This window comes from Pseudoalteromonas sp. GW168-MNA-CIBAN-0100, assembly GCF_040309225.1.
Lineage (GTDB): Bacteria > Pseudomonadota > Gammaproteobacteria > Enterobacterales > Alteromonadaceae > Pseudoalteromonas > Pseudoalteromonas arctica.
In genome coordinates, this window is the sequence record NZ_JBEOOL010000001.1 from 66,669 (window position 1) to 92,747 (window position 26,079).

The 26,079-nt window shown below is 39.2% G+C and carries 20 protein-coding genes; 13 read left to right on the forward strand and 7 right to left on the reverse strand.

Annotated features, from left to right (window positions below; all coding sequences use genetic code 11):
* Nucleotides 1-68: 68 nt before the first annotated feature.
* Together AAEY62_RS00340 and AAEY62_RS00345 are read right to left on the reverse strand one after the other, a co-directional pair.
* Nucleotides 69-374, reverse strand: coding sequence for a hypothetical protein (locus tag AAEY62_RS00340; protein WP_024591763.1), 306 nt, complete (start codon nucleotides 372-374; stop codon nucleotides 69-71).
* Nucleotides 374-631, reverse strand: coding sequence for a DUF3081 domain-containing protein (locus tag AAEY62_RS00345; protein ID WP_024591764.1), 258 nt, complete (start codon nucleotides 629-631; stop codon nucleotides 374-376). Before AAEY62_RS00345 ends, AAEY62_RS00340 begins: the two co-directional genes overlap by 1 nt.
* Before the next feature lie 146 nt (nucleotides 632-777).
* Here AAEY62_RS00345 and AAEY62_RS00350 point away from each other — a divergent pair, with 146 nt between their 5' ends.
* Entirely contained in the window at nucleotides 778-2,058 is a 1,281-nt protein-coding gene (locus AAEY62_RS00350; RefSeq protein WP_008169642.1) for a flavohemoglobin expression-modulating QEGLA motif protein, read from the forward strand.
* A gap of 70 nt (nucleotides 2,059-2,128) precedes the next feature.
* On the opposite strand, the gene AAEY62_RS00355 is transcribed toward AAEY62_RS00350, so the two are convergent.
* From AAEY62_RS00355 to AAEY62_RS00370, 4 genes are read right to left on the reverse strand one after another with little or no spacing between them, the layout of a single operon-like run.
* The gene (locus AAEY62_RS00355; protein WP_024591765.1) at nucleotides 2,129-2,932 is read right to left on the reverse strand and encodes a DUF1338 domain-containing protein; all 804 of its coding nucleotides are present in this window, start codon (nucleotides 2,930-2,932) and stop codon (nucleotides 2,129-2,131) included.
* 35 nt (nucleotides 2,933-2,967) lie between these two features.
* Nucleotides 2,968-4,434 (reverse strand): succinylglutamate-semialdehyde dehydrogenase, encoded by a 1,467-nt coding sequence (astD, locus tag AAEY62_RS00360; RefSeq protein ID WP_024591766.1) that lies wholly within the window; start codon nucleotides 4,432-4,434, stop codon nucleotides 2,968-2,970.
* A gap of 7 nt (nucleotides 4,435-4,441) precedes the next feature.
* On the reverse strand, nucleotides 4,442-5,476 hold the full coding sequence (astA, locus tag AAEY62_RS00365) for an arginine N-succinyltransferase (protein WP_007580762.1): 1,035 nt from the start codon (nucleotides 5,474-5,476) through the stop codon (nucleotides 4,442-4,444).
* Nucleotides 5,477-5,526: 50 nt separating this feature from the next.
* Complete coding sequence (locus AAEY62_RS00370) at nucleotides 5,527-6,732, reverse strand: aspartate aminotransferase family protein (protein WP_007580760.1); 1,206 nt, start codon at nucleotides 6,730-6,732, stop codon at nucleotides 5,527-5,529.
* A gap of 194 nt (nucleotides 6,733-6,926) precedes the next feature.
* On the opposite strand from AAEY62_RS00370, the gene AAEY62_RS00375 reads away from it, so the two are divergent.
* Together AAEY62_RS00375 and AAEY62_RS00380 are read left to right on the forward strand one after the other, a co-directional pair.
* Complete coding sequence (locus tag AAEY62_RS00375) at nucleotides 6,927-7,355, forward strand: Lrp/AsnC family transcriptional regulator (RefSeq protein ID WP_002958609.1); 429 nt, start codon at nucleotides 6,927-6,929, stop codon at nucleotides 7,353-7,355.
* Between the two features lie 608 nt (nucleotides 7,356-7,963).
* Nucleotides 7,964-9,133 (forward strand): transporter substrate-binding domain-containing protein, encoded by a 1,170-nt coding sequence (locus AAEY62_RS00380; RefSeq protein WP_024591767.1) that lies wholly within the window; start codon nucleotides 7,964-7,966, stop codon nucleotides 9,131-9,133.
* Nucleotides 9,134-9,192: 59 nt separating this feature from the next.
* Here AAEY62_RS00380 and AAEY62_RS00385 read toward each other — a convergent pair whose 3' ends face one another.
* Complete coding sequence (locus AAEY62_RS00385; RefSeq protein WP_024591768.1) at nucleotides 9,193-10,125, reverse strand: hypothetical protein; 933 nt, start codon at nucleotides 10,123-10,125, stop codon at nucleotides 9,193-9,195.
* A gap of 383 nt (nucleotides 10,126-10,508) precedes the next feature.
* Between AAEY62_RS00385 and AAEY62_RS00390 the strand changes: the two genes are divergently transcribed.
* The 10 genes from AAEY62_RS00390 (at nucleotide 10,509) to rluF (ending at nucleotide 26,071) form a co-directional block, all read left to right on the forward strand.
* Complete coding sequence (locus AAEY62_RS00390) at nucleotides 10,509-10,811, forward strand: isoamylase early set domain-containing protein (RefSeq protein WP_007580752.1); 303 nt, start codon at nucleotides 10,509-10,511, stop codon at nucleotides 10,809-10,811.
* Nucleotides 10,812-10,820: 9 nt separating this feature from the next.
* Complete coding sequence (gene malQ / locus AAEY62_RS00395) at nucleotides 10,821-12,815, forward strand: 4-alpha-glucanotransferase (RefSeq protein WP_024591769.1); 1,995 nt, start codon at nucleotides 10,821-10,823, stop codon at nucleotides 12,813-12,815.
* Nucleotides 12,816-15,023, forward strand: coding sequence for a 1,4-alpha-glucan branching protein GlgB (glgB, locus tag AAEY62_RS00400; RefSeq protein WP_024591770.1), 2,208 nt, complete (start codon nucleotides 12,816-12,818; stop codon nucleotides 15,021-15,023).
* Nucleotides 15,016-17,079: a glycogen debranching protein GlgX gene (glgX, locus tag AAEY62_RS00405; RefSeq protein ID WP_024591771.1), complete on the forward strand. Its 2,064-nt coding sequence runs from the start codon at nucleotides 15,016-15,018 to the stop codon at nucleotides 17,077-17,079. The genes glgB and glgX overlap by 8 nt, the downstream gene beginning before the upstream one ends.
* Entirely contained in the window at nucleotides 17,072-19,609 is a 2,538-nt protein-coding gene (locus tag AAEY62_RS00410) for a glycogen/starch/alpha-glucan phosphorylase (RefSeq protein WP_024591772.1), read from the forward strand. The genes glgX and AAEY62_RS00410 overlap by 8 nt, the downstream gene beginning before the upstream one ends.
* Before the next feature lie 14 nt (nucleotides 19,610-19,623).
* A complete protein-coding gene (gene glgC, locus AAEY62_RS00415) occupies nucleotides 19,624-20,925 on the forward strand; it encodes a glucose-1-phosphate adenylyltransferase (protein WP_002958601.1) in 1,302 nt (433 codons plus the stop codon).
* An 81-nt stretch (nucleotides 20,926-21,006) separates the two neighbouring features.
* Nucleotides 21,007-22,542, forward strand: coding sequence for a glycogen synthase (locus tag AAEY62_RS00420; RefSeq protein ID WP_350634445.1), 1,536 nt, complete (start codon nucleotides 21,007-21,009; stop codon nucleotides 22,540-22,542).
* A gap of 89 nt (nucleotides 22,543-22,631) precedes the next feature.
* On the forward strand, nucleotides 22,632-23,846 hold the full coding sequence (locus AAEY62_RS00425; protein WP_024591774.1) for an EAL and HDOD domain-containing protein: 1,215 nt from the start codon (nucleotides 22,632-22,634) through the stop codon (nucleotides 23,844-23,846).
* Nucleotides 23,847-23,861: 15 nt separating this feature from the next.
* Nucleotides 23,862-24,947, forward strand: a complete 1,086-nt coding sequence (locus AAEY62_RS00430) for a DUF418 domain-containing protein (protein ID WP_502935314.1) — start codon at nucleotides 23,862-23,864, stop codon at nucleotides 24,945-24,947.
* Nucleotides 24,948-25,033: 86 nt separating this feature from the next.
* Entirely contained in the window at nucleotides 25,034-26,071 is a 1,038-nt protein-coding gene (rluF, locus tag AAEY62_RS00435) for a 23S rRNA pseudouridine(2604) synthase RluF (RefSeq protein ID WP_024591776.1), read from the forward strand.
* Nucleotides 26,072-26,079: the final 8 nt, after the last annotated feature.

Consider the following 26,079-nt stretch of genomic DNA (forward strand, 5'->3'; position numbering starts at 1 on the left):
CTCTAATAAATTTATATAGAGAGTAAACTTTGTAGTTTTATCGTTTTAAAGCGCTTGGTTTTGAAAGGTCAGGCATTATTAATAACGCCTTTAAAAAGTAGGGGGTAACGTCTTAGTCTATTGCCAATATAGTCATCAGCTAAAATTTGCTGGCAAATAAAGTCTATATCTTTGCTTGCTTCAAAAACCCAATCAAAGCGCTCTATAGCCAGTAAAAAACCACGCTTTAAATGAGTTTGAGCACGGTACTGTTCTAAATTGTCTTGAATAATTGAGACTTTGCTTGGATCAGCTCTAAGCTCTTCTACTACTTGGTTTATAAAAGTAGTATTGAGCTTACTGGTAGGGCGGTGTCTGCGTTTTCGTGGGTGCATTAGCTCTCGTTTGCAATGTTATATAATTTTTTCAAAAAGTCGTCTTTATGCTTTTCATGTTCGTAGTCAAGGTGGTAAGTATTATGAAAACCAAAGCGCAGTTCAACGCCGCTACCTTGTAGGTATACTGTGTAGCCATCTACGTCTGAATAAGCAGTAACACCTTGATAATGCTTGCCTTCATTAGTCATTTCACCTTTTTGAATTATACGTTCATATACGGCTAAAATCTGTTTATTGTCGATTTCGTTTTTCATGTTTTATGCCCTTCGTTTAGTAACTCATACGATACAGATATGAGGGTCGATCATCTTAAAAACAATAGCTAAAAAAGTGTGATATTGCTTTGTAATTTCGCTTTTTTAAATTATGCTCAAAACTCATTTATTGTTGAGCTTAGAGCATGATAGACAAGGCGTTACTACTAAAAACTCGTGAGTTATCGGATCAATTAATTGCATTGCAAACTCCAATTAGGATACTCGATGCTATTAATTGGGATAAACAAACTAAAGAGGAGTTTTTTAGACAGAAATGTCAAAAAAACCCACTCATCGATCGTGCATATTATCAACAGCGCGACCTTGGTTTTGTACCTAGCGAGTTACGCCAAGCATTTTCTACTTTGCACCGTAACATTATTAACCAATTGGGGCAGTTAAATCCGATTGCTCAATATATGGGAAAAATGTGCACCGAGTATAAAACGGTATTAAGTATGCTTGAGTATCGTGGAACGCCAGAGTTTCATGACTTATCAGTGGAGTTATTTGGACACCCTAAAGACTTATTCCATGCTGGTGAGCCCTCACTTTCTGAGCTAGCTAATATGCTAGATAAACCGCTGCAAAATTTACTTATAGCCGACATACTGCCTGACGACCCTAAAAATATTGATGCTGTTGATGCTGTGCGTATTTTGTCTGAGCAAGTAAATGCCAGTATGGCAGGCATAAATGTAGAGGTAATGCTTAGCGATGGTATTGTTAGTGATGCAGCCGCAGGTGCTAATAATATAAAGCTTAATCAAGATGTTAAGTTTTCTCAGCGTGAACTTGATATATTGGAAGTTCACGAAGGGTGGATACACGTAGGTACCACTCAAAATGGTTTAGCACAGCCGTATTTAACATGTTTGAGTAAAGGCACGCCTAGCTCTACTATTACCCAAGAAGGCCTAGCGGTATTAACCGAAATTATTACTTTAAAATCGACCCCAAGGCGCTTATCTAAATTAGTTAACCGTATTCAGGCCGTTACAAAGGTAATAGATGGCGCTGAGTTTGTAGACATTTACCGTGATTACGTAGCGCAAGGTTTATCAAAAGATGACAGCTACACACTCGCGCAGCGTGTATTTAGAGGCAGTACGCCAACAGGTTTGCCTTTTACAAAAGATATTGCCTACATTAAAGGCTTTGTATTGGTTTATAACTTAATACGCGTTGCAATACAGCTTGGTCGAATAGATAGACTCCCTTTATTACTGGTAGGTAAAATATCGATAGATGATTTTAGATTAATATCGCAGCTTCATGATTTAGGTGTAATTGAGAGCCCACAATTTGTGCCACCACACTTTAAAGACTTACGCGGTTTGGCAACTTGGTTGAGCTTTGGCCGCTTTATTGGCGATTTATCGTTTGAAAAGTTAGAAAACGATTATAAACCGTTATTTTTATAATTAATCAACATAACCTACCTACATAAAAAAGCCCATAACGGGCTTTTTAAATAAAGTACTTTAGGTTTTGCTATCGAGCGTTGGTGCTTTCAAATATTTTGTCAGCTGAGGCTGCAACAAAACCAGTATAAAGCTCACCGTCGGCTTTAGGGTAACGAATAGCAAACTCATAAAAACAGCTAGGGATGCTCATATCACCGTCACTAAAGGTAACAGAGTATTCATCAGCAAGTGTTGACGATTGCTCTAGTAACACCTCTGGTGAGCCTTTAACTTCACCGCCTGACGTATTAAGCGAAAAGCCGGCGTCTTTTAGGGCTTGGTTAACATCATGAATGTTATCAAACTTAGCAAGCGTATTAATATTTACTGTAAAGTGATTGGCGCGGTAACCCCACGCCGACATCCACGCTGCATACTCGCTTTCAGCTAGCAGCTGCTTATAAGTATCGGTGCTTACTTGCCAATGCGTGCCTGAATACAAAAAGTTCTCTGCTGTTACTGCGCTTTCGTCAATTTTGTCAATCATGTCGGTTACGATGGCTTGTAACTCAGGCGAGCATTTTTCTACTAGTAGCTCAGAGATAAACACTTTTGGCTGATTAGGATCGCTATGCTCGTAGTGCTTTGCGTAAAGTTTTTTAGCTTCAAAGTGGTACTCACCACATTCTTTGTAACCAATAGCTAAAAAGTGAGCAGCGAGTTTTTCAAGACCTACTTTTTCAATATTAAATGTACGCAGCGCAATATGATCGTTAATAATGTCATCTTTTTGCGTTGACCCTAAAAGGTCATGAATTTTATCTGCCGATGGTGTTACGTTTAAGTAGTTTTTCCAAAGGCTCTCAAATAATGTGTTTACATCAGTATGCATGTTAAATCCTTAAATCTAAAATTTTGGTTTATTACTTATTCAATTATCAAGCCTGGCGCTAGGGTTTGCGGTAAGCTCACTTTGTCTGACTCAACAGATGCCACAGGGTATGCACAATAATCGGCGGCATAATAGGCACTTGCTCTGTGATTACCACTGGCGCCTATGCCGCCAAATGGAGCCGCGCTAGAGGCACCCGTAATAGGGCGGTTCCAGTTAACAATACCTGCACGAATGCGCTTTAAGAAGTGAGTGTAATCATCTTCACTGTCGCTAAGTAAACCTGCAGATAAGCCAAAGCTTGTGTTGTTAGCTTCAATAATTGCGCTGTCAAAGTCGTTGTAACGATACACTTTAATAAGCGGTCCAAAATGCTCTTCATCTGGCATGTCGGTAATGTTTGTTACATCAATAATGCCTGGGCTTACAAAACCGGTGCCTGATTTTAATTGCTTAAGTTCAACAAGGATTTGCGCGCCTTTTGACACTAATTCACTTTGCGCAGCGACCATACCCAGTGCTGCTTTTTCGCTTATCATTGCACCCATAAAAGGCTGCTCTGTAGCAAAACTGTCGTCTACAACTATGTTTTTAGTCGCGCTTATTAGCTTTTCTAAAATAGCATCGCCATTGAGCGATTTTTCAATAAATAAGCGGCGTGCACACGTACAGCGCTGACCTGAGGTAATAAAGCCTGATTGAATAATATCGTGCACAGCAGCGCTTACATCACTCACGTCTTTTACAATAAGAGGATTATTACCGCCCATTTCAAGTGCTAAAATTTTGCCAGGGTGCCCTGCAAATTGCTTATGTAGTAAGTGACCTGTGTTTGAGCTACCGGTAAAAAACAATCCATCTATATCTTTATGAGAAGCAAGCGCTTTGCCTGTTTCAATTTCACCTTGCACAAGGTTAATAACACCTGCTGGTAAGCCCGCTTTTAACCAAAGTGAGAGGGTGAATTCTGCAACGTGCGGTGTTAGTTCTGATGGCTTAAATACTACGGTGTTGCCTGCTAAAATTGCAGGAACAATATGCCCGTTTGGTAAATGCCCCGGAAAGTTATACGGGCCAAAAATAGCCACAACGCCATGCGGTTTGTGTCTAATAAGCGCTTTAGCACCGGGCATTGGGTTTTCGGTTGTACCGGTACGCTCATGGTACGCTTTTACAGATATAGCTACTTTGCCTGTCATTGCACCCACTTCGGTGCGGGTTTCCCATAATGGCTTACCTGTTTCGCGTGCAATAATGGTCGCAAATTCTTCACTGTGTTCTTTTAATTGAGCGGCAAAGTTTTCTAAAATGGCTATACGCTCTTCAAGCGGCTTATCTGCCCATTGTACCTGTGCTGCTCTGGCTGCTTTTATAGCTGAATCTACTTGATCAGCGTTTGCGCCATTACCTTGCCATACCACATCGCCATTACTTGGATTGATTGACTCAAATGCTGGACCTTGCCCTGCATGCCACTGATTATTAATTAGGTGTGTATTCATAAATTATTTACAGGCGGAAAAATCGCGCTGCATCTCCTTGGCTTAAATTAAGTGCTTTAGCCACATCTTGGCTAATGACGAGAGTATGTTTTGCATGATTGTAATGTGCGTCTTTGGTAAATGTTGCTCTAAAGCCACTTACGCCTTGATTACATACAGCCAGCGTATCAGAGCTATTTTGTGATATGTGATCAAGCTCACCAATAGTAATAGGGCAAACTTGAGAGTCGCGAATGCTGCGAATATTACCAAGCTTTGCTTCAACCGTTGGGCCTGCGTCAAATAAGTCAACGTAGCCTCTGTGCTCAAAACCTTCTTTTTCTAATAATTTTAGCGCAGGTTTTGTTTTTTCATGCACATGCCCAATAACTGCTTGGGCTTTTTTGCTAAGCAAGTTCACATAAATAGGGTATTTAGGCATTAACTCGCTAATAAATACCTTATCGCCTAAGCCAACTAAGTGATCCGCTTCTGGAAATTCAATACTAAAAAAGTGCTCTTGCAGCCATTGCCAAAAAGGAGAATGGCCGTCTTCGTCGCTAACACCGCGCATTTCTGCGATAACAGTATCGGCAAAACGCTCGCTATGCTGAGCCATAAACAAAAAGCGTGAACGTGATAAAAATCGACCTGTTAAACCTTTACGGCTATTTTCGCGCAAAAATAATGTGCATATTTCAGAGCAACCTGTGTAGTCGTTACACATGCTTAAAATATCAACGGTGTTATATACATTTAAAGTAGGCGAGTGGTGTACTGTTTTACCTAAATGATAATGATATAAAGGCACCGATAAACCTACTGCGGCTTCTATAGCGGTTGTGCCAATAACGTCACCTGTTTCACTGTCCTCTAAAACAAATAAATAGCTTTCATCAAGTGGCTGGTTAATGTTTTTGGCAAAGCTTTTTTCAGCACGTTCAATTTTTTCTTTAAGCTGTGCATCGTCCACAGGTAAAGAGGTGAACCCATGACCGGACTCAATCGCTATTTGTTTAAGCGCGTCAAAATCATTGGCAGTAATAGGACGTAATACTTGCATTTATTGCTTGCTCCAATAGCACGCCAGTAGGCGTGCTAATTTAAACTATATTAACCGTTTACTACATCGCTAACGGCTTTTTCAAAGCGCGCTAAGCCTTCTTTAATATCTTCAAACGGGATAACTAAAGACGGTGTAAAGCGAATTACATTCATGCCAGCTACAAGGTTCATTAAACCATTATTAGCACTGGCTACTAAAAAGTCGCGTGCACGTCCTTCAAATTTGTCATTTAGTACTGCGCCAATTAATAAGCCTTTACCACGTACTTCGCTAAATACGTTGTATTTTTCGTTGATTGCGTTTAATCCGTCACGGAATAATTGCTCCCGCTCTTTAACACCGTTTAGTACGTCAGGTGTATTTACTGTATCAAATGCCGCTTCGGCTACCGCACAAGCAAGTGCGTTTCCGCCATAAGTAGAACCGTGAGTACCAATTTTTAAATGCTCAGCAATTGGTGTACGAGTGATCATAGCGCCAATTGGAAAACCACCACCCAATGCTTTTGCCGTTGTTAAAATGTCAGGAACAACCCCTAAACCTTCATAAGCGTATAAATCGCCTGTGCGACCAACACCTGTTTGTACTTCATCAAAAATAAGTAACGCGTTATGTTTAGTACAAAGTTCACGTACTTTTTTAGCAAATTCATCTGTTGGTGAAATAATACCGCCTTCACCTTGTAATGGTTCCATCATAACAGCACATGTTTTATCGCTGATCAGCGCTTCAAATGCTGCTATATCGTTAAAATCACAATGTACTATGTCAGCAGGTTTAGGACCAAAGCCGTCCGAATATGCAGCTTGCCCGCCCACAGTGACTGTGAAAAATGTTCGACCATGGAAACCTTTATTAAATGCAATTATTTGCGTTTTTTCAGCGCCATATACGTCCAGTGCATAACGACGCGCTAGCTTAAGCGCTGCTTCGTTTGCTTCTGCGCCTGAGTTTGCAAAGTAAACTTTATCAGCGAATGTTGCTTCAACCATTTTTTGAGCTAAACGAAGTGCTGGCTCATTAGTCATAACATTCGATAAATGCCAAATTTTTTCGCCTTGCTCTTTTAATGCTTTAACTAATGCAGGATGACAGTGACCCAAACAGTTAACGGCAATACCACCAGCAAAATCGATAAACTCGTTATCATTTTGATCCCAAACGCGTGAACCTTCACCACGAACTGGAATGATTGCTGATGGATTATAGTTTGGTACCATTACGTCGTTAAATAAGTCTCTTGTTACTTGCATTTTTACACCTAAATTTAATGGGCTTAGATAAAAGATTAGTTGCTAACTCAAAGAAGAATATAGCCTTTATTCTTCAGCAAACACGTTATTATTTCTTGTGGAGGTCATTATCGAAGGTTAGCTATTAAAATTGCAGTGCTATTTTGTGAAAAATGATTAAAATAAAAGACAAAATAACGAAGAAAATAACCATTATGATAACTCCACAAGATGAAAAGCTACTTTCTGTACTAAAAACAAACGCTAGAGCGAGTATTTCTGATCTTGCTCGAATGCTTGACTTATCTCGTTCAACGGTACAAAGCCGTATGCTCAAACTAGAAGAAACGGGTGTAATTAAAGGCTATAGCGTTGATTATGGAGATGACTACCTCAGTAAAATGGTATCAGCTCATGTGTCTATAAAAGTAAGACAAAAACTAACAACTAAAACAAATATTGAGCTTAAGCAAATTGATGCAATTTCGCAGCTCTATGCCATAAGTGGTGAGTTTGATTTAATTGCTGTAGTACAGGCTCAAAATTTAGAGCAGCTTAGCCATTTACTTGACGATATAGGAAATCTGGATGGAGTAGAGCGCACAACATCTTCTGTTATTTTAGAAACTAAATTTAAGCGCTAGAGTCAGTGAGTTTTTGTTTTAGTCGTTAAGTGAACACTCGGTATACTTTAGGTAAGTAATAGAAAGGCTAGGGTTTGTTGATCTTTCAAGGTTGAATTTTCAGTAGCCTGTTTAGTATTCAGGCAAGGCAGAGCCTATGCAGTGTGGTTACTCCCCATAAATGGGCGATAACGTAGCATTAATGCCAAACAGGCGCTGCTCAAAGGGTTCTTCCTAGGAGCTATTTACTCTTTGTTGCCTGCATGGATGTAGGTAAGGGGCGTGAGCAAGACGCGGAAGCTTTGCTCGGTTTTTACTTATTCTTACATGGGTGTAAGCCATTAGAACAACGCAGGAGCAGTTATTGAGCCCACTAGGTTACAAATCTCGCGCCGCGATTAAATAGCACCTAATTTGAACAAATTTTAATCCTCAAAGATCAACAGACCCTAGATATAAATGCATTAATTTAAATATTTAAGTGTACTTTTTATAAGCTAATAGCAGTAGAACATAGATTTAAATATTGAAGCCATTGATAAGATACAAAATTTTGTAAGGAGAATTTATGCTTTTTTAATATGCATGACTATACTCATTTTAATTTGTACAATATTTAGTAATGGATTATGCCTGCATATTTTTTTACCCTCTTATTGGGTTTAACTGAGCCTCTTCAGTTTGGGACAAACTTACCCACCAGTGCACCTAATAATGCAGTCAACCAAGTTGAGTGTATTTTATTTGAAATGGGAGCCCCTTTTCAGCTACAAACCTTGCCATGGTTACGTGCACGTCGAGAAGTAAAGTTAGACCGCTTAGATGGTTATTTCACAACTCATTTAATGCCTGAAATGAAGGCCTATGGGCGCATATCATCCCCCATATTTTTAGAAAGCTGGTACTGGTTTACTCATCCAGAGAGCATTAATAAACCAAAAAATAAAATGCGTTATGGTGCAGTAAGAGGGAGTTACCAGGCTAATTGGTTTAAAACTCAGAATATTATTGCTGAGGTAGAAGTAAATTCATTAGAAGAAATAGTAAATGTTATGCACCATAAGCGGATTGATAGAATTCTACTTGATTTAGACGATTTTGAATTAGCAGCCTCAAAGCTAGGCATTAATGAAGATGAGTATCAAAGAGAATTTTTTAGGTATGTACCTTTGGGATTATTTGCTTCGCATTCACTTATTAAACGCTTCCCTAAATTTATGCAGCAGTTTGATGAAAATATAAATACTTGCGCGCAGGCTCCATTTTCACTATCAAAAAGTGAAGAAAAGCAAATACTTGATAGATTGTCCAGTAGTGCTAAAACCTTACTAAACTTACCTAGTTTAGTAGAACAAGTTCAAATAAGTAATGAGTCTCCCTTAAGTGAATCTGAAATTAAAAGACTAGACCAGCTATGGATAAAAGAAAGTAAACAAGTAAAGCACCCTGATGGATTAGCTATGCTTAATTTACCGTTATCTAAAGTATTTAAAAAATGGCAATCTCAATTCAAAGGTGTTGTTACTGAGCTAATATTGACTGATAACCAAGGAAAAAACATCGCTATTAGTAAGCTAACCAGTGACTACTGGCAAGGAGATGAAAATAAGTTTACTAAAACATTTAAACAGTCAAAAGATTTTAACTTTGATAGCGTCACATATGATGCATCAACACATCATTTTCAAGTTCAGCTAAGTTTTCCTGTTTTAGATGATAATAATAGTCATATTGGAGTGTTGATTTTAGGTGTTGATGTAGAAAAAGCACTTCATTCGTCAAATGAAAAGAGTAATTAACTCATTACCTTTCACATAAGTTAGCTAAGCTTTAATGCTTTAGCTTAGCTAACTAGATGCTATGGAAGTGTTTTTTCTGAAATAGGTTTTTTTCTTATAACTTCTTTTTTGGCTTTATCAAGCTTTATAAAATAAGCATTACCGCCTATGCCTTTAAACTCTTCATCTGTAAATACAATCGTGTTGTCATCAAAAAAGGTGACTGCTTCTTTTTGAGTAACAATCCCTAAATCTATTTTTGATACATCACCAGAGAAAAACTTATCACCTTCAAAGTTTTCAAATAACCAAAGACTGGTTGAATCAAGTAAGACTAATTTTTTACGATCGGGGCTGAGCGCAGCAGAGGTTATCCAGCATAGTTTTTCAAGCGTGGTACACGTTTTAAAAGAGTCAATTAGTTCAGCATCAAAATTTGCTGCATGATCGCCCACTTTATACACTTTAGTAATACCATCGAAAGGTTCTGTGCGGTTTTTAGTAAATAAATATAAATGACGACCTAGTGCTACAAATGCTTCTAAATCAAAATTACGGTTATTAGGTTTTATTGGGCTTCCATCCATTTCAGGGTAGGTAAACTTAATTATTTCGGCTTGGGTCGTATCTGTTTTTATATCTATCGGGTTTTCTATTTTATAAATAGTCAGCCATCTACGATCGTTTTTGTTATTACCAAAATCCCCTAAAAAAAAGTGCCCAAATTTGTTTTGGGTCATGTCTTCCCAATCAATGTTTTTAGCATTTTCAACCAAAATTTCTTTGGCGATAGAACCATCTTTGTTAAGGCGGTAAAGCTTGGGTTCATTGCCTCCATCGTTAATAGCCCATAGACGTTTTTGTTTATCAAATTCAATACCTGAGATTTCTTTTAATTTAGGATCAACTGAGATTTCTTTTTTACTATAAAGGGTATAGATTGAAGAACCAACAAGTGTGGCTATTATTAAAAAGATGATGGCTATAGTTATTAAAATGCTTTTTTTCAACATGAAAATTATGATATTTCAGAGTATTAAGATGCTGTGTATTATCGCTGATGAAAGTACAGAACAAAAGAATTTTATAAATTTAGGCAATACTTTTGGATTATTTAACTTTAAATTCGATTAAATAAATAATATGTGATGTACGCTTAGTTGGTTCAAATATTGCTCTGTACTACTGAGCTTTTTAAAAAAGATTGTTTATATACTAACCGCACTTTTTAAGTGCAGAAAAAATGAATTGTTGCACTGTAATAATGCGTAAATAAAGTTTTGGTTAACTTACAACGTGTTTAATGATTTTGAATGGAATCCACATCGCCTTTTTGTTTAGTTGTATGGCCTGTGGCAAAGATTAAGTACCCTTTTTGGTTTAGTTGGAGCCTGCTATGTTGAATAAACGTTTTTTTAAAACAAAAGATGAAGCTGAAGTAACCTTTGAATTTTCTCATCCAGAGGCAGAAGAAGTTTGCTTACTAGGCGAATTTAATGATTGGCAACCTGTGCCAATGAAGCTTAATAAAAAACAAGGTGTGTTTAAATTTAAGCAACGCTTACCTATCGATCAACAATTTCACTTTCGTTATTTAATAAATGGAGACATTTGGGATAACGACCACCAAGCTGATGGTTATATTGGCAATACATTTGGCACAGAAAACAGCATAGTAAATACTCAACGCATTAATTAAGGCGATTCAATGGATGCTCTTTCGCAGTTGTTTTACCTGCATGGTATTGGCTTTGAATTCACTAAGTATACAGGTGAACAGGTGTTTTTTAGCGAAGACACGCGTAAACGTGCTTTGCAATGTTGCGGTGTTGATACAAATAACGAAGCCGAAATAACTCAACTAACTTATGATTTAGATGCATCGCTTTGGCTGGATTTAGTACCCAGTGTGAGTTTGGTTGACCAAAAAAAATGCGCTTTAAAGCTTCGTATAGACGAACGTCAGCAGTATTTAGCCGCCAACATTAATGTCCCTTCTCTTGGGATGAATATAGCGGTTGAGAACCTTTATAATTTGGTAGTTACAGGTGAATATTACTTACATGGCGTTCGCTATATTGAGCTAGCACTACCCATAGAAACTATGCCAATTGGCTATCATGACGCTAATGTTCAGGTAGGTGAGCAACACGCTATTACACAAATTTGGTGCGTGCCTGAGCAAGTCTATCAAGTTGAAGACACAAAGCGCACTGGATTATCTATTCAGCTTTACACATTAAAAAATAAAGCGCATTTAGGTATTGGCGATTTTGACGATTTACTAACGCTTACAAAATTATGTAGCTCGCAAAATATGGATTACATATTACTTAATCCACTGCATTTGTTATTTGCTGATATGCCAGAGCGTGCAAGCCCTTATAGCCCTAGTAGTCGGGCTTTATTAAACCCTCTTTATATTTCTATAGTATTAAGCGAAGACGCACAAAATAACGCAGTTCTACATGACCTCATGCAACGAGACGATGTAATTACACTTATAAAAAGTAATGATCAATTTATAGATTATGAAAATGTAAGCCGTATAAAGTATGCGTTATTTGAAGCGCTTTATAATCAGTTTGAATTAACGGCAAGTGATGAGCGTCGCCAAGCGTTTACTGATTTTTGTAATACTCATTCAACTACGTTAAATACCCTCGAATCAGATAACTTAACATTTGATTATTACCTGCAGTGGCAAGCGCATACGCAATTGGCACTGTGTCAACAAAGTTGTGCAGAGCGAGGTATGGCTATTGGCTTAATAAATGATTTAGCTGTTGGTTGTGCGGGTGATGGGGCCGAGTTTAAAAATCAAAAGCCACTGTTTAGCCAAGGTGCAAGTGTAGGTGCTCCACCAGATCCATGGGCCGAAGCTGGCCAAAACTGGGGGCTTCCAGCACTAAATCCTCAAAGTCTTAGTAATAATCACTACCAATTCTATCGCTCGCTCATTCGCGCAAACATGCAAAATGTAGGTGGACTTAGAATTGACCACGTAATGGCTATTAGGCGCCTATGGTGGTGCTTTGAAAGCAATGGTGAACAAGATGGCTGTTATGTTTACTACCCGTTTGAGAACTTACTCGCCATTTTAAAAATTGAATCACATATTAATCAGAGTATTGTTATTGGAGAAGATTTAGGCGTTGTGCCGCCAGAGGTAAGGCAGGCTTTGGCATCTAGCGGTATTTTTTCTAACAGCTTATTTTATTTTGAAAAACAACACAGTGGTGAGTTTTTATCGACAGATGAGCTAGCAACACAGTGTTTGTTAATGATAGCCAATCATGATGTACCGCCTTTTACAGGTTGGTGGCAGCATGCTGATTTAAATATTAAGCAACGATACAAGCTTATTACTTGCAATGAATACGAGCAATTAAAGCAACAACGAATAGAAGAGAAGCATAGGATACTACGATTTATTAATCGCCATACCAATACAACCGAGCTTCTATTACATAGTAATTCAGTCGAAGTATATAACGCACTAGCATTATGTTTGGCGGGTTCTCAATCGCGTTTATTTGCAATACAAATAGATGATTTAGATGAGCAGAAGTATCCGGTTAATATCCCCGGGACAGACAAAGAATATCCTAATTGGCGACGTGTATTAACGCATACCAGTGAAGAAATTTTTACCAAAAATGCCTCACTTTTAGCTGCTATCGATTCAATAAGGAAAGGTTAAATGAGCAGTACAACTAATGAAAATAGTTACGATGCACAAGTGCATGCATTAAATACAGGACGATTTAAAGACCCATTTAGCTTTTTAGGGGCACATAAAACAGATGCTGAGGTTGAAATCCGTCTTTACTTACCTTGTGCAATAAACGTAAGTGTTACATTAAATAATAAAAGCATTGAGGCGCAGCGCTACCAACAAAGTGACTTATTTATAGCTAAAGTTGATGCTCTACCCACCGCGCCTTATCAATGCATTGCTAAGTACACAAATAGCAGCACTACCTTTTATGATGAATATAGCTTTGAAAGCACACTTGATGCAGAGGCAATGTATTTATTTAACGAAGGCAGCCTTGAACATGCTTACTCTCATTTTGGTGCACATTTTAGTACTCAACAAAACGTAGAGGGTGTGCGCTTTTGTGTATGGGCACCCAACGCAGCAAGTATTTCTATTATTGGTGAGTTTAATTTTTGGCAAGCTAATCGCCACTTTATGCGTTTTCATCCTGCAAGTGGTGTATGGGAGTTATTCGTACCAGGCCTTAAAGCCGACATGTGCTACAAATTTGCAATTACCGCGCAAAGTGGAGAAGTACTCGAAAAAGCCGACCCCTATGCCTTTAAAATGCAACAAGCACCGGGTACTGCAAGTGTTCTGCAGTATAAACCAGAACCTATAAAGCTTGGCGAAAAGGCACTTCAAAACAGGCAAAAACGCAATCATATTGATGCGCCAATTAGTATTTATGAAGTGCATTTAGGCTCATGGCAACGCGCTGAAAACAACCGTTATTTAAGTTACACAGAGCTTGCTGACAAACTCGTTAGCTACGCCCTTGAAATGAATTTTACTCACTTACAACTTATGCCAATAAGTGAATACCCGTTTGATGGTTCGTGGGGGTATCAGCCTGTTGGTTTATTTGCACCTACTAGCCGTTTTGGCGACTACAACAGCTTTAAATACTTTGTAGAGCAGTGCCATAAAGCGAATTTGGGTATTTTACTTGATTGGGTACCAGGGCATTTTCCTAGTGATCCGCATGGTTTGCACCGATTTGATGGCACTCATTTATATGAGCATGCCGATAAGCGCCAAGGTTTTCATCCTGATTGGAATACCTACATTTATAACTACGACCGCCCTGAAGTTAAAAGCTTTTTGATTTCAAATGCTATGTATTGGTTACATCAATTTGGTTTAGATGGTCTGCGTGTAGATGCCGTAGCCTCTATGTTGTATTTAGATTACAGCCGAAAAGAAGGCGAGTGGGTTGCTAATTGTTATGGCGGGCGCGAAAACTTAGGTGCAATTGAGTGCCTAAAGCAAGTCAATATGCGCAGCTATAAAAACAACTCAGGCATTATGATGGTGGCTGAGGAGTCAACAGCGTGGCCGGGCGTCACGCAAAGTGTTGAGCACAACGGTTTAGGCTTTGGATATAAGTGGAATATGGGTTGGATGAACGATAGTTTGCATTACATGCAGCACGACCCTCTTTATCGTCAGCATCATCATCATGAAATGACTTTTTCGATGGTATACGCTTTTAGTGAAAACTATATATTGCCATTAAGCCACGATGAAGTAGTCCACGGTAAAGGATCGTTAATTGAAAAAATGCCAGGCGATGATTGGCAGAAATTTGCTAATTTACGCGCTTACTACGCATTTATGTGGGCACATCCGGGTAAAAAACTCTTGTTTATGGGCGGTGAAATTGCACAGCGAAAAGAGTGGGGACACGATCATTCTATCGATTGGCATTTACTTGAGCACCAAAGCCATAACGGTATAAAGCACACCGTAAAAGCGCTCAATACCGTTTATAAAAACCAACCCGCGTTGTATGAGCTAGATTCGAGCGCGGCTGGTTTTACCTGGATAGATAACAATAATAATCAGCAGAGTATTTTAAGCTTTGTTCGCTATGCTAAAAACGCAAAAGACTTTGTGGTTGTTATTGCTAATTTTACCCCCGCGTCCTATGAAAACTACGTTATTGGCGTACCGAGTAAAGGGCGTTATAAAGTTGTTTTAAATACAGACGATACTCAGTTTTTTGGCTCTGGCGTTGAGGTAACTAAAGATTCATCGCAGATAGTTCACGCTATAAATGAATCAAATCATGGGTTTAAACACAGTATTTCAATTGCCTTTGGTGGCTTAACAACTATTTACTTACAAAAGGTTGATGATGAGTAACCAATTTGATGTAGCCCCCGGTAATGTAGAACCGCTAGGTTCTAGTGTTATTAATAATGGGGTTAACTTCGCGCTTTATGCGCCAGGTGCAAGCCAAGCCTATGTGTGTTTGTTTGATAAAAGTGGCCATTCAGAAATTCTAAAAATGGCGATGAATATTAACGAAGGGGGTATTTGGAGTATTCATATTTCGCCATTAAGCGCCGGCGCACTTTATGGCTTTAGAGTTGAGGGTGAATATAACCCTAAAAATGGCCAACTATTTAACGAAAATAAACTACTGATAGACCCATACGCAAAAGACTTGTTTGGTGAGTTTACATGGAGCGAACGCCATTATGGGCAAATGCCAATTGGCACTAAAAGCACCGTAAATAATGCGATTGATATACCTAAGTCAAAAGTAGCACCCCCTACGTTGTATGCGCATAAAAAGCCAAACCACCGTTGGTCAAACACGGTTATTTACGAGTGCCATGTTAAAGGCACAACGTGTCGTCATCCTAAAATACCTAAATCTCTACAAGGAAAGTTTTTAGGGTTAAGCCACCCAAGCTTTATTGAGCATTTACAAAGCTTTGGCATTACAGCAGTTGAGCTTTTACCTGTTCATTCTTTTATTAGTGAGCAATTTTTAACAGGAAAAGGGCTGCAAAACTATTGGGGTTATAACACGCTTAACTTTTTTACCCCCCATAGAGACTATTTAGTAAACGACGATATAAACGAGTTTAAGCAAATGGTGCGCGAGCTTCATGCTGCCGACATAGAAGTTATTTTAGATGTTGTTTATAACCATACAGCAGAGGCTGGGGCCGATGGCCCTATATTATCGCTAAGAGGCTTTGATAACTTAGCGTATTACCGCACAGTGGAGGGTCAGCCTAATGTATACATAAACGATACCGGCTGTGGAAATACCATAAATATTGATCACCCTAAAACACTGCAACTTGTACTTGATAGCCTTCGTTATTGGGTTGAGGTAATGGGGGTTGATGGTTTTAGGTTTGATTTAGCGACCATTTTAGGGCGCTCAAAAGCAGGCTTTAGCTCTGCGCATACTTTTTTACAAGCAGTAGCCCAAGACCCTGTGCTTAATAAGGTTAAGCTAATAAGTGAGCCTTGGGATATAGGTCCTGGTGGCTATCAGCTTGGGGCATTTCCGCCGCCATGGCGAGAATGGAACGATCAATACCGCGATGTAATTAGACGTTTTTGGCAAAGTGAAACGGGCATAATTGCCAACGTTGCAAAACGTTTGCATGGATCGTTTGATATTTTTGAGCACAGCCAACGTGGACCGCTTAATAGCATTAACTTTATAACGAGTCATGATGGTTTCACGCTTGCCGATTTAGTGAGTTATGAAGAAAAACATAACGAAGCTAATGGTGAGCAAAACAGAGATGGGCACAGTGCAAATCACTCGTTCAACTGTGGAGTAGAAGGCTTTACCAGTGACTCAAAAATAAACGCACTGCGTTTGCAACAACAAAAGAACTTTTTACTTACTTTGATACTCTCAAAAGGTGTTCCCATGATTGCCGCTGGCAGCGAAATGGCGCACTCTCAAGGGGGTAATAACAATGCTTATTGCCAAAATAATCGCACTAGCTGGCTTGCCTGGAAAGATTCTCAGCTTAATCATTCGCTAACACGATTTATTGACGATGCTTTAAAAATTAGACGCGGGCACAGTGCGTTCAAACACAGTGTATTTTTAGATGATATAGACGAGCGTTTTACCGTTAAGTGGTTTACTGAACAAGGTAAAACCATGACCGACGCTCATTGGCATGAAGATACCAGACAGTTTTTAATGTATAGCTTACTTGATAAGCAAAACAATCATGCATTACTGATGGTATTTAATGCCAGTAAAAAAACAGTTTTTTGCCAAATGCCGCCTTCGCCTATTAATGCGCCGTGGCAAATGGTTTTATCAAGTGTAAATAATGCATCTGTGAGTAGTAATGAAGATGCGATGGTTGAAATTTCAGCACAAAGTAGTTGGGTTTTTAGTGCTAATTTAGAGGATGTAAGTCATGGCTAAACAAAGTGAACAAGTGTGTGTAGTAAAGGGCTGGCAAGAAGGTCCTGTTATAGATGAAAGTACGCTTAAAGATGACTTAACACGGCATTTTTATTATACCCTAGGTCGCGATAAGGTCGGCGAATCAAGACTGTATTTATACCATGCTTTAGCGCTGACTATTCGCGACAGACTTGTTGCCCGCTGCAGAGAAACGAACCAACAAATTAAGCAAGAGAAACGCCGCAAAACGGCTTACCTTTCTCTTGAATTTTTAATGGGACGTGCGCTGGGTAATGCAATACTAAACCTAGATTTAGACGACCAAGTTGCTGCTGCATTACAAGAATACTGCACAACAGTAGAAACGCTTGAAGATGCCGAGCACGACGCAGGCCTAGGTAACGGTGGTTTAGGCCGCCTAGCTGCTTGTTTTTTAGATAGCTGTGCAAGTCTAGCGTTACCTGTCATTGGTTATGGCCTTCGTTACGAATACGGCATGTTTAACCAATCAATTAAAGATGGTAACCAAATTGAGCAACCAGATAACTGGCTGCGCGAAGGGCACCCATGGGAGCTAAGCGCGCCAGAACATGCAAAACGTGTGAAATTTGGCGGCTACGTGCAAAGTTACACGGATAAATTTGGCCGAGAGCATCGTCAATGGATGAGTTCACAAGATGTATTAGCTGTCCCTTACGATGTCCCTGTCCCAGGTTATAAAAACAATATTGTAAATACGCTACGCTTATGGAAATCAGAAGCGACAGATGAATTTAATTTGACCGAATTTAATGCAGGCAGTTACTCAGAAGCCGTCGCTCAAAAAAACCTAGCTGAACAAATTACCATGGTGCTATATCCAAACGACAGTAGCGAAAATGGTAAAGAGCTTAGATTGCGCCAACAATACTTTTTATCATCTGCGAGTATTCAAGACGTAGTTGATCAGTGGGTTTCCCAACATGGCGAGAGCTTTAGCGACTTTGCTGATTTTCATGTTTTTCAGTTAAACGATACGCACCCAAGTATTGCTGTTGCAGAGCTGATGCGTATTTTAATTGATGATTACGAACTTGATTGGAACGATGCTTGGCAAATCACTACTAAAACAATGGCCTACACAAACCATACGCTACTTCCTGAAGCGCTTGAAAAGTGGTCTGTTTCGTTGTTTTCAAAATTATTACCACGCATTTTAGAAATAGTTTACGAGATAAACGCACGCTTTTTAGTACAAGTTGCACAGCAATGGCCGGGTGATGTTAATAAACAGCGTGCATTGTCGTTGATTGAAGAGGGCGATGAGCCGCAAATTCGTATGGCTTACTTAGCCATTGTAGGGAGTTACTCTGTAAATGGCGTAGCAGCACTGCATACCGAACTGTTAAAAGCGGGTTTATTTAAAGAGTTTTACGCGCTTTGGCCAGATAAGTTTAATAACAAAACAAATGGTGTTACACCAAGACGTTGGCTTGCGCATTGTAATCCCGTTTTAAGTAAATTAATCAGCGAAAAAATTGGTCATGACTGGGTTAAAAACTTTTCAACAATTAGCGACCTACGTCGTTTTTACGATGACAAAGCATTTCATGGGCAATGGCAAAATGCTAAACGCGAAAACAAACAGCGTTTAGTTGATTTAGTTAAGGCGCGCTGCGATGTTGATTTTGACGTATCGATGATGTTTGACGTACAAGTAAAACGTATCCACGAATACAAACGTCAGCTATTAAACATACTTCATGTTATTCATTTATATGACCGTATTCGCCGTGGTGATACCCAAGGGCTTGTTCCTCGCTGTGTTTTATTAGGTGGTAAAGCAGCACCGGGTTATTACATGGCTAAAAAAATTATTAAGCTTATTAATAACGTGGCAGAAGTTATAAATAAAGACCCGTTAGCAGCCCCGTATTTACGCGTCGCCTTTTTACCTAATTACAACGTAACCGCTATGGAAGTTATTTGTCCTGCAACCGATTTGTCAGAGCAAGTATCTACCGCAGGCAAAGAAGCGTCTGGTACTGGCAACATGAAGTTTATGATGAATGGTGCATTGACGATAGGCACGCTGGATGGCGCAAACATTGAAATTAGAGATGCAGTTGGTGCAGACAACTTCTTTTTGTTTGGGGCACAAGCTCATCAAATTGATGATATTAAGTCACGTTACAATCCTGAGCATTTAATCGCGCAAAATAGCGATTTAAATAATGTAATGCAACTGCTCGAAAGCGGCCATTTTAACTTGTTTGAACCGTGCTTATTTGACGATATAACAAATGCAATTAAAAGCCCACACGATCCATGGCTTGTTGCGCACGATTTTGAAAGTTATGTAGCAGCTCAAAAAGAAGTTGATAAAGCTTACGCAGATCAAACCTACTGGACACAAATGAGTATTTTAAATACGGCAGCCAGTGGCATGTTTTCAAGTGATAGAACCATAAGCCAATACAGTGAAGACATTTGGCATTTAGAACCCCTCAATATTAGTGAAACAGACTTAACGACAACTAAAAGCCATGCCACTAACAGCCTAGACTAAATGGAGAGAGTATTATGCCCAATTATGCAAATCGCTACATAAGTAGCCTAACCAGAGAAACTTACGCGTTAATACTGGCAGGCGGACGCGGTTCTCGCCTGCATGAGCTAACCGATTGGCGAGCAAAGCCAGCAGTTTACTTTGGTGGTAAACATCGAATTATCGATTTTCCACTATCAAACTGTATTAACTCGGGTGTGAGACGTGTTGGTATTGCTACACAATATAAATCACATTCATTAATACGTCATGTAAACCGCGCGTGGGGGCACTTTAAAAAAGAGCTAGGAGAGTCGGTTGAAATACTACCTGCATCTCAGCGCCAAGGTGATGATTGGTACTGTGGCACCGCAGATGCTGTTTTTCAAAACATAGATATTATTCGCCACGAACTGCCTAAATATGTGATGATTTTGTCTGGAGATCACGTGTACCGCATGGACTATGGCGCTCTATTGGCTGAACATGTGCAAAAGGGCGCAGATATGACGGTATGTTGTATTGAAGTGCCTGTTGAAGAAGCTGCAGACACATTTGGTGTAATGACCGTTGATGAAGAAAACAGAGTGTGTCGTTTTGATGAAAAACCAGCAATGCCTAGCTCCGTACCTGGCAAGCCAGGTACATGCTTAGCATCAATGGGAAACTACATTTTTAATACTGAATTTTTGTTTGAGCAACTTAAAAAAGATTCTGAGAATGAAGGTTCTGGCCGAGATTTTGGTCACGATATTATTCCAGCGATTATAGAAGAGCATAATGTATTTGCCTTCCCATTTAGAGATCCAAACCAAGAAGGGCAACCTTATTGGCGCGATGTAGGTACCCTAGATTCGTTCTGGGAGGCTAATATGGAATTGGTAATGCCTGAGCCACAACTCGATTTATATGACCCAACGTGGCCAATATGGACATATCAAGAGCAACTACCACCTGCTAAGTTTATTTTTGATGACGAAGATAGGCGCGGTATGGCCTTGGACTCAACCGTGTCGGGTGGGTGTATTATTTCGGGCTCTGCGGTTAGAAAGTCACTCTTGTTTTCTAATGTCCACGTTCGCTCATTTTGTACTATTGAGCAGTCGGTAATTTTACCCGGTGCGGTTATAAATCGAGGTTGTAAAATTAAGCGTGCGATTATAGATAGAAGCTGTGAAATACCTGCAGGTCTCGAAATCGGTTTTGACAAAAAAACAGATGAAGAAAACGGCTTTAGGGTATCTAAGAAAGGCATCGTTCTTGTTACTCGTGATATGCTCACTGAGCTTGCAAAAAAGTTAGAGCGCCAAGCGCGTGAGAATAAAAAGCTAGCGTAAAACACGTTAAATATTAAGCACGACAACAAAGCTTGCTCATTTATGAGCAAGCCCACACAGGTTAAAGGAAGTAGTAAATTAATGCATGTATTAATGGTTGCAGCAGAGAATGACGCGTTACCAGGCGCAAAAGTAGGTGGTGTGGCAGATGTAGTACGCGATGCCCCAAGGGCACTCGCAAAACAAGGTATAGCTGTTGACGTTGTTATTCCTGACTACGGGTTTGAGCCGCTTGAGCGTATTTATATAGGTGAAGTAACCGTTGCATTTAATGCTCAACCCCATGTATTAAAAGTTTTTAAAGTACAACAAGCCGAAAATAATGTAAGCCAAATTGTTATTAGCCACCCGCTATTTAGTGAATCAGGTAGTGTATATTGTAACGATGCACCGGGGAGGCCTTTTGCAACTGATGCGACAAAATTTGCTTTATTTAATGCAGCTGTCTGCGAAGCATTATTACAAGGTGTATTAAAGCGCCCTACAGCGCTACATTTACATGATTGGCACAGCGCCTGCGTTGCAGTTTTACTTAAGTTTGAGCCACGTTATAGCTCACTTAATACCTTACCCATTGCCTACACGGTACATAATATTGCACTGCAAGGTATAAGACCTTTTAAACACGACGACTCAAGCTTAGAGGCATGGTTTCCGTCACTTAGTTATAATGGCCAGCAACTATGCGACCCGCGTTACCCTTATTGCTTTAATCCTATGCGCAGTGCAATAAATCTTTGCGATAAAATACATGTTGTATCACCAACCTACAGCCAAGAGGTTCTTGAACCTAGTAATTACGAGCATGGTTTTTTTGGTGGCGAAGGGCTTGAGCAAGATCTGCAAAATGCAGCAAGCCAGGGTAAGCTTGTCGGTATTTTAAATGGCTGCGAATATCCAAGCAATGCACTTGAAGGAGCAACTCTCGCCGATTTTTATAGCCAAGCCGAGAACACTTTATTTACTTGGATGGCAAATAGCGAGCAGTTACAAAGCGGTTACTATATTGCCCACCAACGACTACAGCAATTTAAAGCAACGGTTAATAATGGCCCATTAGTTACAAGCGTTGGCCGACTTACAGAGCAAAAAGTGTTGTTATTGTGCCAGCAGGTTAATGAGGCTTTAGCTATTGATAAAGTGTGCCAAGTTATTAATGAATATAACGGCAGACTCATTGTTTTAGGTTCGGGTGACAAAGAACTCGAAAGCATATTTACCAAAGCAATGGCGCGTAATTCTAATCTTTTATTTTTGAAGGGTTATGGTCAAGGTGTTGGCGATTTAATGTATCAGCTAGGTGACTTATTTTTAATGCCAAGCTCGTTTGAACCTTGTGGTATTAGCCAAATGTTGGCAATGCGTGCCGGGCAACCATGTTTAGTACACAGTGTTGGCGGATTAAAAGACACGGTAAAACATCATGAAAATGGTTTTAGCTTTAATGGCGACACGTTAGCAACGCAAACAAGTAATTTAATTAGCTGTTTAGACGAAACTCTCTTAATTAAAAAGCAGAATCCTAAAAAGTGGCATAAAATTAAGCACAGCGCAGAGCAAATGCGTTTTTCGTGGCCGCAAGTGGCAGCTGATTATATAACAACCTTATACCGGTAAATCGTTACTGTACTTTAAAGTTTAGTGACAATTGTGCCTGCTTAGGGTTTAATTACTTAGTATTATATAAAAACTAAGAAGTAGGTAATGTGTCTGTATTTGTTGCAAGGCAAGCAATATTCAATCGAAGTAAAAAAGTAGTAGCCTATGAGCTACTTTTTCGTGATAGTCCTAAAAATTATTTTCCAGATATTGCAGAAGGCCAAGCAACAGCAAGGCTTATTATGGAAAATCAATTAAATTTAGGTACACGTCATATTACATCAGGCAAAAAGGCACTTATTAATATAGGGCCTGAATCATTAAAACTCGATTTATGTGCTTTTTTACCATGCCAAGATGTTGTTATTGAGTTGCTCGAAAGCATTGAACCTACCGACGATAACTATGAACTGTGCCGAGGTTTATTTCATAGTAACTACAAACTCGCACTCGATGACTTTGTATATAAACCACAATGGGATCGTTTTTTAAAGCTTGTGAAGCTCATTAAATTTGATATTGCAATTACACCTCTTAGCGAAATACAGCCCATAATTAAAAAGTTACAAACACATAAACAAATAAAAATACTAGCCGAAAAAATAGAAACACAAGAAGACTATAAGCTCGCCTTTGATATGGGGTTTGATTATTTTCAAGGCTATTTTTTTGCAAAACCTACCATGATCAAACAAAATGACATTGATTATAATTATGGTTTAGTCGTCGCTATTTACGCCGAAATAATGAAAAACAGTCCAGATATAAAAGCTATATCTGGACTGTTTGAGCTTGATACTGCACTTGCATATAAATTACTGCGTTTAATTAACAGCGGTGTTTTTCCTATACAAAGCCAAATATCGTCATTAAAGCAAGCGCTTGTGTATTTAGGCCATGAACGCCTTAAAAAGTTTGTGAGCCTTATTGTTACTGCTCATACAGCGGGTAAAAAGCCTGCAGAGCTAATGCAAGTGTGTGTTGTACGTGCTCGTTTTTGTGAGTTGTTAGCAAAAAAGGTTAATAAAAGCCAGTCAGGCGAAGCATTTTTAACTGGGTTATTTTCACTGCTGGATGCAATCCTTGATCAACCAATGAGCTTGCTTGTTGAAAAGCTACCTTTCCCTGATGAAATAAAAACGGCATTATTAGGGGATAAAAACACACTTTATTATATTTTAAACGTTGTTAAAGCATACGAAACAGGAAGCTGGTGGGCACTTGAACAAGCTGTACTTTTGCTAAATATAGACAGTGCTATACTTCCTCCACTTTACCAGCAGTCAGTCGATTGGGCTGACAGTTATAAGAATAATATTTAACGGATAATAGCTTTAATGCGCAATTATAATATGGACTTTATTCGCGGCGTTGCCGTACTTGGCCTAGTTTACATGAATGCTTACGCCTTCGGCCTTTTTGAATACGGGTATACCTCCTTAACTAATCCTCCTGTTAGCGACTCAATTATTCACACCTTTAGCAGTTTGTTTGTAGACGGGCGTTTTAGAACACTGTTTAGTTTGCTTTTTGGTGCTGGGCTTTACATTCAGTGGCAACGTTACAAATCTGAATTGCAGTTAAAAAGCAGGCTCTATTGGTTAATCCTCTTTGGCTTAGCACATGGTTTTTTACTTTGGGCAGGTGATATTTTATTTGTTTACGGTGTATCTGGCTGGTTTGTTATTAAATATTTAGAGAGTGATAGCACTGTTCTTTTAAAAAGAGGACTTGAGTTTATTTTGTTATCGGGTGTAGCTACAGTGCTTATTGTATCTAACGTACCCGATGAAGTGATTTACCGTGATTCAGCACAGTTTATAGATTTATATAACCCACACTATATTGATTACTTTATTAGTAACCTCGCCATGAACACATTGATGCTTGTTATGGTGCCAATAATGACAATGTGGATGTGCGTGGGCCTTATGCTCATTGGCATTTATTTATATAAACAAGACGTTTTTAGTAAAGGCTTAACGACTCAGCAATTAATAGTTTGCGGTGCAATGACCCTTGTTTTTTGTGGAATCAGGCTTTATGCATCACAGCTTAATGGCAGCTTAGGATATGGGGTGCAAGAATTTGTAAATATGTTTGCGGCCCTAGGTATGGCTACGCTATATATTCATTTAATTGTTAAATTTTGCAATAACAGGGCACACGTCGGCATGCTTATTCAACAAGCAGGGCGCTTAGCATTTACTTTATATATTAGCCAAACACTCATACAACTGTTGTTATATAAAGTGCTATTTACCCACTGGGTGCTCAGTTTTGATCGTATTGACTATTGGTTAGTTGCAACGGCATTAGTTGCGCTGCAGCTCATATTTACCTTTTTATACAGCCGCTATTTTAATCAAGGTCCGCTTGAATGTGTATGGCGTAAATTAACTAAAGTAAAAATTAGTGCTTAAACGCCTATAAATAGTAAATTAGGGGCGAAAAAATAGTGTGGGTGGTTTACACTACTCGCCTTAAAAATTACTACGCTATAAGTGCCATGACCGAATTAAAACGTTTAAATAAATTTATTAGTGAAACAGGATTTTGTTCACGCCGCGAAGCCGATAAATATATTGAGCAAGGTCGTGTCAGCGTTAATGGCTACTCACCAGAAATGGGCGTAAAAGTAGCCGCTACCGATGTTGTATTAATTGATGGTAAGCCTCTTAAAGCCACGCCGAAGCGCGTTTACATTGCCTACAATAAACCCGTTGGCATAACGTGTACTACCGAAAGTAAAATTCAAAGTAATATTATTCGCGCAGTAAATTATCCTACGCGTATATTCCCAATAGGGCGCTTAGATAGACCGTCTGAAGGGCTTATATTTTTAACTAACGAAGGCGACATCGTTAATAAAATTTTGCGTGCAGGCAATAATCACGAAAAAGAATACGTTGTTACGGTAGATAAACCGCTTAATCGTCAGTTTGTTACAAAAATGGCGAATGGTGTGCCTATTTTAGATACCGTTACTAAAGAATGTAAAGTAACGCAAAGTGGCCCCAAAGAATTTAAAATAGTACTTACTCAAGGTTTAAACCGTCAAATACGCCGCATGTGTGAATACTTAGGCTACGAAGTGGTAACCTTAAAACGTACGCGCATAATGAACGTAACACTTAAAGGTTTAAAAGTAGGACAATGGCGTCACTTGTCAGATATTGAAATGGCGCAAATAAACGATTCAATTTCTGATTCTGGTAAAACTCAAGAGCACTCGCTTGATACTAATAAGCAATCAGAAAATAATGCACCTTTAGCACCTAAAAAACGCGATTTTCAGGGCGAAAACCCACGACGCTTTAATAATGGTGATCGAAATAGTGAGCGTAGTACTGAGCGAAATACAAATCGTAACTCTGAGCGCAGCAACGCTAATGGCGAGCGCAAAAATGAGCGCAGTAATACTCCTTACCAAAAGCGTTCTACAACGTATGTGGGTAAGCCAAAAAGCATTAAAGAGAACAAGTCGTCTAATGCTAAATCAGACTCAAAACCAAGCTCGGACCGTATTCTCAGTCTAAAAAAATAATGTGCAGC

What these genes read in the sequence shown, in the direction of transcription:
- AAEY62_RS00340 (WP_024591763.1), bottom strand. Translation starts at nt 374, where the DNA reads ATGCACCCACGAAAACGCAGACACCGCCCTACCAGTAAGCTCAATACT.
- AAEY62_RS00345 (WP_024591764.1), bottom strand. Translation starts at nt 631, where the DNA reads ATGAAAAACGAAATCGACAATAAACAGATTTTAGCCGTATATGAACGT.
- AAEY62_RS00350 (WP_008169642.1), top strand. Translation starts at nt 778, where the DNA reads ATGATAGACAAGGCGTTACTACTAAAAACTCGTGAGTTATCGGATCAA.
- AAEY62_RS00355 (WP_024591765.1), bottom strand. Translation starts at nt 2,932, where the DNA reads ATGCATACTGATGTAAACACATTATTTGAGAGCCTTTGGAAAAACTAC.
- astD (WP_024591766.1), bottom strand. Translation starts at nt 4,434, where the DNA reads ATGAATACACACCTAATTAATAATCAGTGGCATGCAGGGCAAGGTCCA.
- astA (WP_007580762.1), bottom strand. Translation starts at nt 5,476, where the DNA reads ATGCAAGTATTACGTCCTATTACTGCCAATGATTTTGACGCGCTTAAA.
- AAEY62_RS00370 (WP_007580760.1), bottom strand. Translation starts at nt 6,732, where the DNA reads ATGCAAGTAACAAGAGACTTATTTAACGACGTAATGGTACCAAACTAT.
- AAEY62_RS00375 (WP_002958609.1), top strand. Translation starts at nt 6,927, where the DNA reads ATGATAACTCCACAAGATGAAAAGCTACTTTCTGTACTAAAAACAAAC.
- AAEY62_RS00380 (WP_024591767.1), top strand. Translation starts at nt 7,964, where the DNA reads ATGCCTGCATATTTTTTTACCCTCTTATTGGGTTTAACTGAGCCTCTT.
- AAEY62_RS00385 (WP_024591768.1), bottom strand. Translation starts at nt 10,125, where the DNA reads ATGTTGAAAAAAAGCATTTTAATAACTATAGCCATCATCTTTTTAATA.
- AAEY62_RS00390 (WP_007580752.1), top strand. Translation starts at nt 10,509, where the DNA reads ATGTTGAATAAACGTTTTTTTAAAACAAAAGATGAAGCTGAAGTAACC.
- malQ (WP_024591769.1), top strand. Translation starts at nt 10,821, where the DNA reads ATGGATGCTCTTTCGCAGTTGTTTTACCTGCATGGTATTGGCTTTGAA.
- glgB (WP_024591770.1), top strand. Translation starts at nt 12,816, where the DNA reads ATGAGCAGTACAACTAATGAAAATAGTTACGATGCACAAGTGCATGCA.
- glgX (WP_024591771.1), top strand. Translation starts at nt 15,016, where the DNA reads ATGAGTAACCAATTTGATGTAGCCCCCGGTAATGTAGAACCGCTAGGT.
- AAEY62_RS00410 (WP_024591772.1), top strand. Translation starts at nt 17,072, where the DNA reads ATGGCTAAACAAAGTGAACAAGTGTGTGTAGTAAAGGGCTGGCAAGAA.
- glgC (WP_002958601.1), top strand. Translation starts at nt 19,624, where the DNA reads ATGCCCAATTATGCAAATCGCTACATAAGTAGCCTAACCAGAGAAACT.
- AAEY62_RS00420 (WP_350634445.1), top strand. Translation starts at nt 21,007, where the DNA reads ATGCATGTATTAATGGTTGCAGCAGAGAATGACGCGTTACCAGGCGCA.
- AAEY62_RS00430 (WP_502935314.1), top strand. Translation starts at nt 23,862, where the DNA reads ATGCGCAATTATAATATGGACTTTATTCGCGGCGTTGCCGTACTTGGC.
- rluF (WP_024591776.1), top strand. Translation starts at nt 25,034, where the DNA reads ATGACCGAATTAAAACGTTTAAATAAATTTATTAGTGAAACAGGATTT.